Origin of the sequence: Streptomyces sp. PCS3-D2 (genome assembly GCF_000612545.2) — a bacterium.
GTDB lineage: Bacteria > Actinomycetota > Actinomycetes > Streptomycetales > Streptomycetaceae > Streptomyces.
Genome location: NZ_CP097800.1, coordinates 4277945 through 4292244, shown reverse-complemented (window position 1 = coordinate 4292244; position 14300 = coordinate 4277945). Strand labels below are relative to the sequence as shown.

General features: G+C 73.8%; 12 protein-coding genes. 4 read left to right on the top strand and 8 right to left on the bottom strand.

All coding sequences use genetic code 11. The features are described from left to right. The first annotated feature begins 23 nt into the window (after positions 1–23). Together AW27_RS18960 and AW27_RS18955 are read left to right on the top strand one after the other, a co-directional pair. Positions 24–875, top strand: a complete 852-nt coding sequence (locus AW27_RS18960) for an ABC transporter ATP-binding protein (RefSeq protein ID WP_037924858.1) — start codon at positions 24–26, stop codon at positions 873–875. Next, positions 872–2548: a hypothetical protein gene (locus AW27_RS18955; RefSeq protein WP_037924855.1), complete on the top strand. Its 1677-nt coding sequence runs from the start codon at positions 872–874 to the stop codon at positions 2546–2548. The genes AW27_RS18960 and AW27_RS18955 overlap by 4 nt, the downstream gene beginning before the upstream one ends. 104 nt (positions 2549–2652) lie before the next feature. Here AW27_RS18955 and AW27_RS18950 read toward each other — a convergent pair whose 3' ends face one another. Then, positions 2653–3528 carry an alpha/beta fold hydrolase gene (locus AW27_RS18950; protein WP_037924853.1) on the bottom strand — a complete coding sequence of 292 codons (876 nt, stop codon included), beginning with the start codon at positions 3526–3528 and terminating at the stop codon, positions 2653–2655. 289 nt (positions 3529–3817) lie between these two features. Next, a complete protein-coding gene (locus tag AW27_RS18945) occupies positions 3818–4510 on the bottom strand; it encodes an iron-dependent transcriptional repressor DtxR (protein ID WP_030665907.1) in 693 nt (230 codons plus the stop codon). Positions 4511–4720: 210 nt separating this feature from the next. Here AW27_RS18945 and AW27_RS18940 point away from each other — a divergent pair, with 210 nt between their 5' ends. Continuing rightward, positions 4721–5476, top strand: a complete 756-nt coding sequence (locus AW27_RS18940; RefSeq protein WP_037924850.1) for an SIS domain-containing protein — start codon at positions 4721–4723, stop codon at positions 5474–5476. An 84-nt stretch (positions 5477–5560) separates the two neighbouring features. Here the strand turns inward: AW27_RS18940 and AW27_RS18935 are convergent, their stop codons facing one another. Continuing rightward, complete coding sequence (locus tag AW27_RS18935) at positions 5561–6874, bottom strand: PAS domain-containing protein (RefSeq protein ID WP_037924847.1); 1314 nt, start codon at positions 6872–6874, stop codon at positions 5561–5563. 566 nt (positions 6875–7440) lie between these two features. Beyond that, the gene (gene pdxH / locus AW27_RS18930; protein WP_078556761.1) at positions 7441–8106 is read right to left on the bottom strand and encodes a pyridoxamine 5'-phosphate oxidase; all 666 of its coding nucleotides are present in this window, start codon (positions 8104–8106) and stop codon (positions 7441–7443) included. A 200-nt stretch (positions 8107–8306) separates the two neighbouring features. Between pdxH and AW27_RS18925 the strand changes: the two genes are divergently transcribed. Then, positions 8307–9413, top strand: a complete 1107-nt coding sequence (locus tag AW27_RS18925) for a citrate synthase 2 (RefSeq protein ID WP_030964724.1) — start codon at positions 8307–8309, stop codon at positions 9411–9413. Positions 9414–9522: 109 nt separating this feature from the next. On the opposite strand, the gene AW27_RS18920 is transcribed toward AW27_RS18925, so the two are convergent. The 4 genes from AW27_RS18920 to AW27_RS18905 form a co-directional block, all read right to left on the bottom strand. After that, positions 9523–10131, bottom strand: a complete 609-nt coding sequence (locus AW27_RS18920) for a TetR/AcrR family transcriptional regulator (protein ID WP_052031070.1) — start codon at positions 10129–10131, stop codon at positions 9523–9525. Next, complete coding sequence (locus AW27_RS18915) at positions 10119–10856, bottom strand: enoyl-CoA hydratase family protein (RefSeq protein ID WP_037924845.1); 738 nt, start codon at positions 10854–10856, stop codon at positions 10119–10121. The genes AW27_RS18920 and AW27_RS18915 overlap by 13 nt, the downstream gene beginning before the upstream one ends. A 357-nt stretch (positions 10857–11213) precedes the next feature. After that, positions 11214–12386 carry an acyl-CoA dehydrogenase family protein gene (locus tag AW27_RS18910; RefSeq protein ID WP_037924842.1) on the bottom strand — a complete coding sequence of 391 codons (1173 nt, stop codon included), beginning with the start codon at positions 12384–12386 and terminating at the stop codon, positions 11214–11216. Continuing rightward, positions 12383–14293: an ATP-binding protein gene (locus AW27_RS18905; protein ID WP_037924838.1), complete on the bottom strand. Its 1911-nt coding sequence runs from the start codon at positions 14291–14293 to the stop codon at positions 12383–12385. The genes AW27_RS18910 and AW27_RS18905 overlap by 4 nt, the downstream gene beginning before the upstream one ends. Positions 14294–14300: the final 7 nt, after the last annotated feature.

Below are 14300 nucleotides of genomic sequence, written 5' to 3'. Positions count from 1 at the left end.
GACGTGTGACGAGAGGCAGGCGCATGCCGGACCAGGGCGATGCGACGGGTGGGACGTACGGGGCGGACGGCGCGCGAACCGCGCCGTCCGCCGTGCGCGTGGAGGGTCTGTGGAAGCGGTTCGGCGACCAGGTGGCCGTCGCCGGCATCGACCTGGAGCTTCCCGCGGGGAAGTTCATCGGCCTCGTGGGGCCGAACGGCGCGGGCAAGACGACCACGCTGTCCATGGTGACCGGGCTGCTGCGTCCCGACCTGGGGCGGGTCGTCGTCGCGGGGCACGACGTGTGGACGGACCCGGCCGGGGTGAAGGCGCGGATCGGCGTACTGCCCGAGGGGCTGCGGCTCTTCGAGCGGCTGTCGGGGCGCGAACTGCTCGGCTACATGGGCCGTCTGCGCGGGCTCCCGGGCGAGGAGACCGACAAGCGGGCCACTCAGCTGCTGGACATCCTCGACCTGGCCGGTTCGCAGCACAAGCTGGTCGTCGACTACTCGACCGGCATGCGCAAGAAGATCGGCCTGGCCGCGGCCCTGTTGCACAATCCCGAAGTGCTCTTCCTGGACGAGCCGTTCGAGGGTGTCGACCCGGTGTCGGCGCAGACCATCCGCGGAGTGCTGGAACGTTACACCGCGTCCGGTGCCACGGTCGTCTTCTCCTCCCACGTGATGGAGCTGGTGGAGTCGCTGTGCGACTGGGTGGCCGTGATGGCCGCCGGCCGCATCCGCGCCGCGGGCCCGCTGGCCGAGGTACGGGGCTCCGCACCCTCCCTCCAGGCCGCCTTCCTCGAACTGGTCGGCGCGCACGGGCGGGACACGGCCGGGGAGTCGCTGGACTGGCTCGGCGGCAACCCCGGGACCTCCGGGACGGTCACGCGATGAGCGCGCCCGCCGCCCCCGCCGGGACCGGTGGCGCCTCCGGCACCTCCCGGAGCTCCGACGCAACGGCGGTCCCCGCCGCTCCGCCCGCGCTGACCCCGATCTTCCTCCGCATCAAGCTGTCGCTGCTGCGCAACGGGCTGAAGGGCTCCTCGAAGCGCAAGGCCGCCTACTTCTCGACGCTGGCCTTCGCGCTGGTGGTCGGCTTCTTCATCACCCTCGGGCTGAGCCTGCTGCGCGGCAACGCGCACGCGGGCACCGTCGTGGTGATCCTGGCCGCGATCCTGGCGCTCGGCTGGGCGTTCATGCCGCTGTTCTTCCCCACCGGGGACGAGACCCTGGACCCGAGCCGGCTGGTGATGCTGCCGTTGCGCCCGCGTCCTCTGGTACGGGCCCTGCTCGCGGCCTCGCTCGTCGGCATCGGGCCGCTGTTCACGCTGTGCCTGGCGATCGGCTCGGTGGCAGCCGTCGCCCGCGGCGCCGCCGGCGCGGTGGCCGCCGCGGTGGCTGTGCCGCTCCTGCTGCTGGGCTGCGTCACCCTGGCGCGGGCCGTGGCAACGGCCAACGTGCGCCTGCTGACCAGCCGCAAGGGGCGCGATCTGGCGCTCCTCAGCGGCCTGGTGATCGCGGTGGGCGCGCAGCTGGCCAACTTCGCCAGCCAGAGCCTCTTCCAGGCGGGGGGCCTGTCGACGCTGGAGCCCGTCGAGGCGGTGGTGCGGTGGCTGCCGCCGGCGACCGCCGTCGGCATGGTGGACTCCGTCAGCGAGGGCGCGTACGGCCGGGCCGCGGCCCAACTGGCGCTGAGCGTGGCCGCCGTGGCCGGCCTGACCTGGGCCTGGGAGCGCAGCCTGACCCGGCTGATGGTCACGCCGGACGGTTCGACGATCGCGGCCTCCGGACCGGTCAAGGACCGCGGTGGTGCCGGCGGCGGCTTCTGGTCGCTGTTGCCGGGCGGGCGGACGGGCGCCTCCATGCAGCGCACCCTGCGCTACGTCGCGCGTGACCCGAAGACCAAGTCGGCCTGGGTGACCGCGCTGGCCATCGGCCTGATCGTGCCGGTCTTCAACGCGCTGCAGGGCACCGGGTCGGTCTACCTCGGCAGCTTCGGCGCGGGCATGCTCGGCGTGCAGATGTACAACCAGTTCGGGCAGGACACCTCGGCGTTCTGGATGGTCGCGCAGACCATCTCGAACGCCCGTGAGGCGTACGTGGAGCTGCGGGCCCGCGCGGCGGCGCTGGCGCTGGTCACCGTCCCGTACACGGTCCTGGTCACGGCGGTCACCGCCGCCCTGGTGGACGACTGGCAGGCCTTCCCCGCAGGGGTGGGCGTGGCCCTCGCGCTGCTGGGCTCGATGCTCTGCACGGGAGCGCTGGCCTCGGCCCGCTTCCCGTACTCCATCCCGACGGACGGCGCCTTCAAGAACGTCGCCCCCGGACAGGCCGGGCTCGCCTGGGGCGGCATCGCCGGCGGGATGCTGGGGTCGGCGCTGGTGTGCGCGCCGGTGATCGTCCTGGCGATCTGGCTGAACACCGCCGGTCTCCGGGACGTCTCCTGGGTGGTGCTCCCGGTCGGCGTCGCCTGGGGCTGGCTGGCTGCCTGGGCGGGCCTGCGGCTCGCGGCCCCCACGGTGTCGCGCAAGCTCCCCGAGATCCTCCTGGCGGTCAGCAAGGGCTGACGCCGCCCGGCGCCCCGCTCCCGCACCGGCCTACGGATCCGGCCGGGAGAGGGGCGACCCGGCGCGGGGGACGCCCGGTGGGGGCTGGGTGGGGGCCGGGTGGGTCAGGGCGCGGGGGCCGGGATGTCGTCCAGGAAGGGTTCCAGGACCGCGCGCCAGGCCGCGGGCTGGTCGTAGTGGAGGTAGTGGCCGGCGTCGGGGATCTCCGCGTACCGGCCGGCCGGGAGGACGCGGACCATCTCCTGGGCCTCGGCGCGGCCCAGTTCGCCGTCGAGGCCACGGACCACGAGGGTCGGGCAGCGGACCTGGGCCAGCTCCTCCCAGTGGGCGTCGTGGACCCAGGTCTCGCGGGCCGTCAGCATCTGGCGGCGGGAGAAGAGCGGGCGCCAGCCGTCGGCGGCCTCGTGCATGACCTCGGCGAAGAAGGCGCCGCGGCCGGGGTCGGGGCGCTCCACGCGGGGGTCGTCCTCGCCGAACCAGCGGCGGGCGGCGTCCTGGGTGGGGAAGGGCAGGGGCCAGAGGTGGAACCACTCCTCCCAATCGCGCTGGGAGGCCGCGCCGAGTGCCGAGGCGCGCATGTCGCAGATGACGAGGGCGGCGACCAGGTCGGGGCGGCGGGCGGCGAGCTGCCAGGCGGTGAGCGCTCCCATGGAGTGGCCGATCAGGGTCACGGGGGCGAGGCCGAGCTGTTCCACGGCGGCTTCGGCGTCGGCCACGAAGGCCTCGCGGCCCAGGGCGGTGTGCGGGGCGGCGCCGTCGGGCGGGCGGTCGCTGTGACCGTGTCCGCGCTGGTCCAGGGCCACGACGCGGCGGCGTTCGCCGAGCCAGCGGGCGGTGGCGGCCCAGTGGGAGGCGCGCCCCATCAGCCCGTGCAGTAACAGCACTCCGGGGCGGGGAGCTGTCTCGGCGACCGGTTCTCGGAACTGCCAGGCGGCCAGCCGAACACCTTGGGCCCCTGTCACATCAACGCGCTGTACCACCGCAGATGCACCCCCTTCGCTCCCCGCCAGATTATCGAACCCTCATTCGAAAACGGGGTTCTCGCCCACAACACCGCTCTTTCGAGTGACCTTGCTCAAGGATTGACCGCCGCTGCCGATGGAGATCCTTTCAACAGGGAGGCGGGCCGCTCGGGGAAGACGGTCCGAGGGGACGACCTTGAGAGCTCGGGGCTCCAGGTCACACCGGGGAGGACCGGTCCCGGCGCCGCGAGGCGCCGGGACCGAACCCTGCCGAGGGCCGATCCGTAGGGGTGGGGACCCTACGGGATCAGCGCTTCGCCACGAACACGTGCGAGGCGATCTCCGCCTCCAGCTCCGCGGCCTCGCCACCACTGCCGACCAGCACACCGCCCGGCGACTCGGTCACGCTCACCACGGAACCGGGCTGTACGCCCGCCCGGCGCAGCGTGTACATCAGCTGGGCGTCCGTCTGGATCGGCTCCCCGATGCGCCGCACGACCACCGTCTTGCCCTCGGTGCCCGGGTCCAGCTCGGACAGGCTGATCATGCCGTCCTCCAGGAACGGCTCCGCCTCGGCCTTCTCCCCCAGCTCCTCCAGCCCGGGGATCGGGTTCCCGTACGGCGACTCGGTCGGGTGGCGGAGCAGCTCCAGCACCCGCCGCTCCACCGCCTCGCTCATCACGTGCTCCCACCGGCAGGCCTCGGCGTGGACCTGCTCCCACTCCAGCCCGATGACGTCGACGAGCAGGCACTCGGCGAGCCGGTGCTTGCGCATCACGCGCGTCGCGAGCCGCCGGCCTTCGTCGGTCAGCTCCAGGTGGCGGTCGGTGGCGACGGCCACCAGGCCGTCCCGCTCCATGCGCGCCACCGTCTGGCTCACCGTCGGCCCGCTCTGGTCCAGCCTCTCGGCGATCCGGGCGCGCATGGGTACCACGCCTTCCTCTTCCAGCTCGAGGATGGTGCGGAGATACATCTCCGTGGTATCGATCAGTCCGGACATTCGTGCCCCTCGGATTGCGTGCGCTGGCCCTGCCCCAATTCTGACGCATGAGGCCGACAATCGTCCCGTGCCAAGGGGTCAAGACCCGTCCCGGACATCGCCCCGCGCTTCGGACACGGGAGGGACGGCCGTATTGACAGGCCCTTGGTCCAGACCGCACGGTGAGCGGCGGACACGGACGCACCCCACCTCTGGAAGGGCCATCGGCGTATGAGCGAGAGCAAGCTGGCCGGTCAGTTCTTCGACGCCGCCATCGGCCTGCTGGAGCGGGTACGGGACGAGGAGGCCCCGCACATCGCCGAGGCCGGCAGCCTCGTCGCCGACGCCGTCGCAGCCGGCAACCGCCTCTTCGCCTTCGGCGCCGGACACTCCTCGCTGCCCGCACAGGACGTCGTCTACCGGGCCGGCGGCCTGGCCCTGATGAACTTCCTGGCCGTCCCCGGCACGGCCGGCGTCGACGTCATGCCCGCCACCCTGGGCAGCGCGCTGGAACGGGTCGACGGCCTCGCCGGCGCCGTCCTCGACAGCAGCCCCGCCTCCGAGGGCGACGTCCTCGTGATCATCTCCCTCTCCGGGCGCAACGCCCTGCCGGTCGAGATGGCCATGAACGCCCGCGCCATCGGCCTCAAGGTCATCGGCGTGACCTCCGTCGCGTACGCCACCGGGACCAGGTCGCGACACACCTCCGGCACCTTCCTCAAGGACCACTGCGACGTCGTCCTCGACAGCAAGATCGCGGTCGGCGACGCCGAACTGAGCCTCGACGGCATCGACGCCCCCTTCGCCCCCGCCTCCACCGTCGTCACCAGCGCGATCATGCAGGCGGTCATGGCGACAGCGGCCGGGGAACTGGCCGCCCGTGGCCTGGAGCCTCCGCTGCTGCGCTCGGGCAACGTCGACGGCGGCCACGAGTGGAACGGCCGCGTCATGCAGGAGTACGGCGACCGGATCTTCTTCCGCCACTGACCGCCCCGGCCGACACCGGCGGCCCCTGACCGCCCGGCCCGCACGAAACGGCCCCGACCGCGCCCGCCGCCGGGCCCGCCCGCGTCAGTGGCCCGGCGGGCGCGTCGCCAGGTCCAGGTCCGCCGCGACCCGAGCCGCCACCTCCTCCGCGTACGCGGCGTCCGCGCGCTCGAACGCCACCCGCGAGGGCCCGCGCAGGAACGTCAGCGCCCCCAGGGTCCGGCCCCGGCTGCGCAGCACCGTGCACAGCACGTGCGCCACGTCCTCGGGCCACTGCCGGGCCCGCGCCCACTCCGCGTCCGCCTCGCCGCGCGGGGCGCTGGTGCGCACCGAGCCGATCCGGTCCAGCGCCTGCAGCGCCGGGTGCCCGGCCGCGTACCGCACGGGGATCGAGCCGGGCCCCGGCAGTGCGGGCGGCGACGCGGCGCACCGCAGGAGCCTGCGCCGCTCGGAGTCGACCGCCGGGTCCAGGACGTCCAGCAGCGCGTGCTCGGCGAAGCCGGCGAGCGCGAAGTCCAGGCGCACGGCGGCCGCCTCCGCCGGATCCTCGCATTCGGCGGCGGCCCGCCCGGCGCGGTGGAGCTGGTGGGACCGGAACCGCGCCTGCGCGGCATCGAGCTGTTCCTGCCGGGCCTCGGTGACGTCCTGGATCAGCCAGCCGACGCCGAGCGGCACCGGTTCCTCCGCGAGCGGCGAGGCCAGCCGCAGGAACCCGCACCGCCAGCACCGGCGCCGCACGCCCTCCGCCGTACGCACCGAGACCCACATCTCGACCGGCGCGGGCGGCGCCCCCTCCGCGAGCACGTGCTGGAGCGCACCCTCCAACTCCTCCACCCCCTGGGTCAGCAGTTCCCCGAGAGGCCGACCGAGCAGGGCGGTGCCGGTGGTCCCGAAGGCCCGCGCGGCGTGCGTGTTGACCACGGCGGGCCGCAGGTCGACGTCGACGAGGACGACGCCCCAGGAGGCGTCCTCCATCAGGGCCTCGCTCAGCGCGATGGACCGCTCCAGGTCGATCTGCGCGTGCACCTCGCTGAAGGCGCAGTACACCCCCGCGGGCGAGCCGTCGGCACCCGGCACCCCGGCGGACTGCGTCCGTACCAGGACCCGCCCGCCGTCCTTGGTGAGCAGCGCGAATTCGTGGACGTGGCGGCCGGGGACGTGCTGGGCGGACATCAGTCTGTCCTGCACGTCCTGCGCGTCGGCGGCCCGCACGGCCCACCCCTCGAATCCCTTGCGCCCGACGGCCTCCCCGGCCGACCAGCCCAGGATCCGCTCGGCCTCACGGTTCCAGTGGGTGATCACCCCGTCGGAATCGAAGGCGCACAGCGCGGCGTCCATCCCGTCCAGCAGCGCGGCGAGCAGGTCGTCGGCGGTCTCGTCACGTCCGGAAGCACTCACCTGGAACCCCCAGCAGGTGTTCGCGTATGCGGCACGTCAGATCATTGAACTCGAACGTGACCCACACCACACCGCTTTCGCCGGATTGGGGACACGAAATCCGGTCGGGCCGGACCGGGCGGCCACACGGTCCGGCGGCGAGCGCGGGAAATAAAACGGTTGTGGCCGCCGCCGGGGCTACCTAGGCTCTGAGGCACACGAGAAGGGAGGTGGTTCCCGAAATGTACGGAAACCGGACGCGTGAGGTGGCTGCGGGCTAGGGCCCGTCGTCAGCAACGCACCCAGTGCGGTGCCCGGCGGATCGCCCGGCGCCAATCCCAAGCAGTCACCCGACCCGCGGGCTCGCCGGCACGTCCGGCCGGCTCCTCTCACTGCAGGAGAGGAACCCGAGCTCGCGGGTCGTCTGCGTCCACGCTCCCGCGGGACGGGCCCCGGGGCCCGTTGCGAAGGTCCCGCCCACCCGCCCGCCCCTCGACGCCCTCCGCCGTGCGATCGCACGCCCCGGACGCCGCGGGGCCGCCCGCCCTCCGGGCGGACGACGCTCCCGGGGAGAGAACGCCTGACGCCTAGGGGCAGAGCCGCTCCAGACGCCACTTCTCGTCACCCTCCAGCACGTAGTGGAGGCGGTCGTGCAGCCGGTTCTCGTGGCCCTGCCAGAATTCGATCTCCCGGGGAACCACCCGCAGACCGCCCCACTCCGGCGGCACCGGAACCTGCTCGCCCTCCGGGTAGCGCGCCGCGAGCTCGGCGTAGCGGCTGTCCAGCTCCGCGCGCGAGCCGATCACGCTCGACTGCTCGCTGGCCCAGGCGCCCAGCTGCGAGCCGTGCGGCCGGGACCGGAAGTACGCCGCCGTCTCGTCGCGGCCGATGCGGGCCGCCGTACCGTTGACGATCACCTGGCGGGCGATGGGGTGCCAGGGGAAGAGCAGCGCGACGTGCGGGTTCCGCGCGAGCTCCCGCCCCTTGCGGGACGCGTAGTTGGTGAAGAACACGAACCCCCGGCTGTCGAACTGCTTCAGCAGCACCGTGCGCGAGCTGGGCCGCCCGTCGGGGGTGGCCGTCGAGACGACCATGGCGTTCGGTTCGAAGAGGTGCGAGTCGGCCGCCTGCTGGAACCACCGGGCGAACTGTTCCATGGGGTCCTCGGCGAGGCTCTCCTCGTGGACGATCTCCGAGCGGTACTGCTTGCGCATCATTGCGGGGTCAATGTCCTGATCGGTCACGTCGGCCATCCTGCCGCAGGTGAACCCGCGGCGGTGTGCCGTATGTCACGCTTCCGCAGCCGGGGCGTAGCGGCCAAAATCTTGGGGCCGGTCCGAAGGTCCCCGCACGGATGACCATCGGCCCTGCCGGGCATCAACGGGGATGACCGCGCCGGACCGCGAGTCACGCCGGGAGCCGCGCGTGTTCGCACTATCTGAGGAGCCGCCTGATGTCCGACTTCGTACCCGGGCTCGAAGGGGTCGTCGCGTTCGAGACCGAGATCGCCGAACCGGACAAGGAAGGCGGATCGCTCCGCTACCGGGGCGTCGACATCGAAGACCTCGTCGGCCACGTCTCCTTCGGGAACGTCTGGGGCCTGCTGGTCGACGGGGCGTTCAACCCAGGTCTCCCGGCCGCCGAGCCCTTCCCCATCCCGGTCCACTCCGGTGACATCCGCGTCGACGTGCAGTCCGCGCTCGCGATGCTCGCCCCCGTGTGGGGTCTGAAACCGCTCCTGGACATCGACGTGCAGACCGCCCGCGACGACCTGGCGCGCGCGGCCGTGATGGCGCTGTCGTACGTCGCCCAGTCCGCCCGCGGCCAGGGCCTGCCCATGGTCCCCCAGCGCGAGATCGACAAGGCCGAGTCCGTCGTCGAGCGGTTCATGATCCGCTGGCGGGGCGAGCCGGACCCGAAGCACGTCAAGGCCGTCGACGCCTACTGGACCTCCGCCGCCGAGCACGGGATGAACGCCTCCACGTTCACCGCCCGCGTCATCGCCTCCACCGGTGCGGACGTGGCGGCCGCCCTCTCCGGCGCCGTCGGCGCCATGTCGGGCCCGCTGCACGGCGGCGCGCCGTCCCGCGTGCTCGGCATGATCGAGGAGATCGAGCGCACCGGTGACGCCGTGGCGTATGTGAAGAAGGCCCTCGACAAGGGCGAGCGCCTGATGGGCTTCGGGCACCGCGTCTACCGCGCCGAAGACCCGCGCGCCCGGGTGCTGCGGCGCACGGCCAAGGAGCTGGACGCGCCGCGCTACGAGGTGGCGGCCGCCCTGGAGAAGGCCGCCCTGGAGGAGCTGCACGCGCGCCGCCCCGACCGGGTGCTCGCCACCAACGTGGAGTTCTGGGCCGCGATCATGCTGGACTTCGCGGAGGTCCCGGCGCACATGTTCACCTCCATGTTCAGCTGCGCCCGTACCGCGGGCTGGTCGGCGCACATCCTGGAGCAGAAGCGCACCGGCCGCCTGGTGCGCCCGTCGGCCCGCTACACCGGTCCGGGCCGGCGCGACCCGCAGGAGATCGAGGGCTACGCGGACATCGCCGAGACCGCCTGACCGGCCCGGCCTCCCGCCACCACGGGGGCGCCGCGCCCCGGACCACTCCGGGCGCGGCGCCCCTGTGGTGTCTTCCGGACCCGGCGGCTTGTCGGGCGCTGGGGTGCGCTCAGCCGAGAGCCGCGTCGAGGATGCGCGACCACTGGGCCACGACACGGTCCCGGCGGGCCGCGTCGTCGGTCAGCACGTTCGCCAGCCCCAGGCCGCGGGCCATGTCGAGGAGGCCCTGCACGGTCTCCCGTACGCCGGGTACGGACTCGTCGGCGCCCAGCAGCTCGACCGCGATGCGATGGGTCTCGCGGCCGACCCGGGCCTCCAGCTCGGTGACCCTCGGGCGGAGCTGCTCCTCGTTGGAGGCGGCGACCCAGAGTTGGAGCGCTGCCCGGAAGAGGGCGCCCGTGTACAGGTCGACCAGCGCCTCCACCACGGCCGGGCGGGCGGCCGGACCGGCGTGGAAGAGGTCGCGCAGGGCGGTGGAGCGTTCCTCGGCCACGTACTCGACGGCGGCGGTGAACAGGTCCTCGCGGGTCGGGAAGTGGTGCTGGGCGGCTCCGCGGGAGACACCGGCGCGTTCGGCGACGACGGACACGGTGGAACCGGCCCAGCCGTGCTCGGCCAGGCAGGACACGGCCGCCTCCAGCAGGTGGCGGCGGGTGACGCGGCTGCGCGCCTGCTTGGGGCCGGTTGCGGCGGACGCCGCGCCCGTCACCGTGCCCATGACGGGTCCCGGCGTTCGAGGCGGGCGGTGATGCCCTCGCGGGCCTCGGCGGAGCCGAAGTGGTGCGCGGACAGTGCGGTGAGGGCGGCTCCGTCCCGCGCGAGAGCCGCGCGTACCGGTGCGGTGAACAGTCGTTTGGTCGCGGCGAGTGCCTGCGGTCCGGCCTTGCGCAGGCCCGCGAGGACAGGTGCGAGGACCTCGTCGACGTCCTCCCCGTGCAGGGTGAGCAGACCGATCCGTGCGGCCTCGGCGGCGTCGAAGGCCTCGGCGGTCAGGACGTAGCGGGCTGCGGCGCGCGGATCGAGGCGGGGCAGGAGCGGCGCGGAGATGACGGCGGGGACCACACCCAGGTGGGTCTCCGTGAAGGCGTACGAGGACGTCGGGCCGGCGGCGGCGATGTCGCAGACGCCGAGCAGGCCGAGGCCGCCGGCCCGGACGTGTCCCGTGACCCGGGCGACGACGGGCTGGGGCAGCTCGGCGATCTCGCGGAGCAGGGCGACGAAGTCGGCCGGGGCGGTGGGGGACGTGAGGTCGGCGCCGGAGCAGAAGGTGGAACCGGTGTGCGTGAGGACGACGGCGCGTACGTCCGGGTCCGCGGCGGCCGCGGCGAAGGCGGCCCGGAGGTCGGCGACGAGCGCGGCGGAGAGCGCGTTGCGGTTGGCCGGGGAATCGAGGGTCAGGGTGGTGACTCCGGCCGCCGTTGTGGCGTGGACGGGTGTGGCCATGGCTCCTCCGGAGCGGTGGGCGGGGTGTACGGGTCCTCCGGGGGGAGGTTATGCGGTGGCCCGTACGGGGAGTTCGGCGGTGTCCGGGGCGGGACCGCGCCCGCGCCCCGGCCCCGGGCTCGCCCCTGCGGAGCACGGTCGGCGCGCGGCCCGGCCGCCTCGGACAGGCGGACCCGCCCCCGGACAGGCGGATCCGACCCCGGTGGGGCGGGGCAGTACCCCGAGGCCCGGCCGAACCCTGTGCGGGCCGGTCCGCGCGCGGTGCGGGCCGGTGCCCGGCGGGCGGGCCGCCCGGACGTGGGCGGGGCGGTGGCCGCGCGACCACCGGGCCGACTCCGCCGAGCGCCCCGCAGGGGCTCAGTACGACTTGGGGAGGCCAAGGGTCTGGTGGGAGACGAAGTTGAGGATCATCTCGCGGCTGACCGGGGCGATGCGGGCCACGCGGGAGGCGGTGATGAGTGAGCCCAGGCCGTATTCGCGGGTGAGTCCGTTGCCGCCGAGGGTGTGGACGGACTGGTCCACGGCGCGGACGCAGGCCTCGGCCGCGGCGTACTTCGCCATGTTCGCGGCCTCGCCCGCGCCCATGTCGTCACCCGCGTCGTACAGGGCGGCTGCCTTCCCGGTCATGAGGCGGGCCAGTTCCAGCTCGATGTGGGCCTGGGCCAGCGGGTGGGCCACGGCCTGGTGGGCTCCGATCGGCTCCTTCCACACCTGGCGGGTCTTCGCGTACTCGACGGCTCGGGCGAGGGCGTAGCGGCCCATGCCGATGGCGAAGGCGGCGGTCATGATGCGTTCGGGGTTGAGACCGGCGAAGAGCTGGAGGAGGCCCGCGTCCTCGTCGCCGACCAGGGCCGAGGCGGGCAGGCGCACCTCGTCCAGGGTGAGTTCGAACTGTTTCTCCGCCGCCTGCAGCTCCATGTCGATGGCCGAGCGGCCGAAGCCCGGGGTGTCGCGCGGGACGATGAACAGGCAGGGCTTGAGGGCGGGTGCGGCCCCGCCGGGTGATGCGGTCTCGGTGCGGCCGACGATGAGGGTGGCGTCGGCGATGTCGACGCCGGAGATGAAGACCTTGCGGCCGGTGAGGATCCAGTCGTCGCCGTCGCGGCGGGCCGTGGTGGTGATGCGGTGGGAGTTGGATCCGGCGTCGGGTTCGGTGATGCCGAAGGCCATGGTGCGGCTGCCGTCGGCGAGGCCGGGGAGCCAGCTCCGCTTCTGGTCGTCGGTGCCGAAGCGGGCGATGACGGTCCCGCAGATGGCGGGCGAGACGACCATCATGAGCAGCGGACAGCCCGCGGCGCCCAGCTCTTCGAGGACGATGGCCAGTTCGGCGATGCCGCTGCCTCCGCCGCCGTACTCCTCGGGGAGGTTGACGCCGAGGTAGCCGAGCTTCGCGGCCTCGGCCCACAGTTCGTCGGGGTGGCCGCCCTCGCGGGCGACGCGGTCGAGGTAGGCGCGGCCGTAGCGCTGCCCGAGGGCGGCGACGGCGGCGCGCAGGGCACGGTGTTCGGCGGACTCGATGGTGGGGCTCATGGCTGCGGTTCCTCCTGGACTACGGCGAGCAGGGCGCCGAATTCGACCTGTTGGCCGGTGACGGCGTGGAGCGCGGTGAGCGTGCCGGTGGCCGGAGCGAGGATGCGGTGCTCCATCTTCATGGCCTCCAGCCAGAGCAGGGGCTGCCCGGCGGTGACGGCGCTGCCGGGGGCGAGGCCCTCGGCGACGCGGACGACGGTGCCGGGCATGGGGGCGAGCAGGGAGCCCGGTTCGGTGCGGTCCTGGGGGTCCGGGAACCGGGGGACGGGGGTGAGGGTGTGGGATCCGAGCGGGGAGTCGACGTAGACCTCGGTGTTGCTCGCATTTCGTTTCACGTGGAACATCCGCCGGATGCCGTCGACTTCGAGGGTGACGAGGTGGCGTTCGGCCGACACCACTCGAACGCCGGGGTGGTCGACGGGGTGGTACTGGACCTCGTACGTGGTGCCGGCGCCGGTGTAGCGGCGGGTCTGCGGCTGGGAGCGGAGGTTGCGCCAGCCGCCGAGGCGGGCGGCGAGGGGCGCGTCCGGGGCGGGGGCGGCCTCGGCGAGAGCGGCGGCGAGAGCGGCGGTACCGGCGTCCGGGGCGGTGTCGGTGAGGGTGGCGAGGTGGCGCTCGTAGAAGCCGGTGTCGAGGTGTGCGGCGGTGAACTCGGGGTGGCGCAGGGAGCCGACGAGGAGTTCCCGGTTGGTGGTGAGCCCGTGGATGCGGGCTCCGGCGAGGGCGTGGGCGAGGGCGCGGACGGCTTCGGCGCGGGTGGGGGCATGGGCGACGACCTTGGCGAGCATGGGGTCGTAGTGGACGCCGACGGTGTCGCCGTCGGCGAAGCCGGTGTCGACGCGGACCCGGCCGGGGATGTCCAGGGTGTGCAGGACACCGGTCTGGGGGCGCCAGTCCTGGGCGGGGTCCTCGGCGTAGAGCCGGGCCTCGACGGCGTGTCCGGTGGGCTCCGGGGGTGCCGGGGGCAGGGCAGCGCCCTCGGCGACGCGCAGCTGGAGGGCGACCAGGTCGAGGCCGAAGACGGCTTCGGTGACGGGGTGTTCGACCTGGAGGCGGGTGTTCATCTCCAGGAAGTACGGGCGCCCGTCGGCGGTGACGAGGAACTCCACGGTGCCCGCGCCCCGGTAGGAGACGGCGCGGGCCGCGGCGACGGCGGCGGTGTGGAGGCTCTCGCGCAGGGTGTCCGGCAGGCCGGGCGCGGGGGCCTCCTCGATGACCTTCTGGTGGCGGCGTTGGAGGGAGCAGTCGCGGGTGCCGAGGGCCCAGACGGTGCCGTGGGCGTCGGCGAGGATCTGTACCTCGACGTGCCGGCCGCGCTCCACGTAGGGCTCGGCGAAGACCTCGCCGTCGCCGAAGGCGGAGGCCGCTTCGGCCGACGCGGCGTGCAGGGCCTCCTTGAGCGCGTCGAGGTCGCGGACCAGGCGCATGCCGCGGCCGCCTCCGCCGGCCGCGGCCTTGAGCAGGAGGGGCAGGTCGGCGGGGGTGGCGGTGGCCGGGTCGACGGGGTCGAGGAGCGGGACGCCGGCGGCGCGCATCAGTTGCTTGGCCCGGGTCTTGGAGGCCATGGCCTCGATGGCCTCGGGGGGCGGGCCGACCCAGGTGAGCCCGGAGTCCTGGACCTGGCGGGCGAAGTCGGCGTTCTCGGACAGGAAGCCGTAGCCGGGGTGCACGGCGTCCGCCCCGGCGGCAAGCGCGGCCTTGATGACGAGATCGCCGCGCAGGTAGGTGTCGGCGGGGGCCGCGCCCGGCAGCCGCACGGCCGCGTCGGCCGCGCGGACGTGCAGGGCGTCGGCGTCCGGGTCGGAGTGGACGGCCACGGTGGCCAGGCCGAGATCGCGGGCGGTGCGGAAGATCCGTACGGCGATCTCGCCCCGGTTGGCGACGAGGAGGGAGGTCAGGTGCGTCATGTGAGGG

What these genes read in the sequence shown, in the direction of transcription:
- AW27_RS18960 (WP_037924858.1), top strand. Translation starts at nt 24, where the DNA reads ATGCCGGACCAGGGCGATGCGACGGGTGGGACGTACGGGGCGGACGGC.
- AW27_RS18955 (WP_037924855.1), top strand. Translation starts at nt 872, where the DNA reads ATGAGCGCGCCCGCCGCCCCCGCCGGGACCGGTGGCGCCTCCGGCACC.
- AW27_RS18945 (WP_030665907.1), bottom strand. Translation starts at nt 4,510, where the DNA reads ATGTCCGGACTGATCGATACCACGGAGATGTATCTCCGCACCATCCTC.
- AW27_RS18940 (WP_037924850.1), top strand. Translation starts at nt 4,721, where the DNA reads ATGAGCGAGAGCAAGCTGGCCGGTCAGTTCTTCGACGCCGCCATCGGC.
- pdxH (WP_078556761.1), bottom strand. Translation starts at nt 8,106, where the DNA reads ATGGCCGACGTGACCGATCAGGACATTGACCCCGCAATGATGCGCAAG.
- AW27_RS18925 (WP_030964724.1), top strand. Translation starts at nt 8,307, where the DNA reads ATGTCCGACTTCGTACCCGGGCTCGAAGGGGTCGTCGCGTTCGAGACC.
- AW27_RS18920 (WP_052031070.1), bottom strand. Translation starts at nt 10,131, where the DNA reads ATGGGCACGGTGACGGGCGCGGCGTCCGCCGCAACCGGCCCCAAGCAG.
- AW27_RS18915 (WP_037924845.1), bottom strand. Translation starts at nt 10,856, where the DNA reads ATGGCCACACCCGTCCACGCCACAACGGCGGCCGGAGTCACCACCCTG.
- AW27_RS18910 (WP_037924842.1), bottom strand. Translation starts at nt 12,386, where the DNA reads ATGAGCCCCACCATCGAGTCCGCCGAACACCGTGCCCTGCGCGCCGCC.
- AW27_RS18905 (WP_037924838.1), bottom strand. Translation starts at nt 14,293, where the DNA reads ATGACGCACCTGACCTCCCTCCTCGTCGCCAACCGGGGCGAGATCGCC.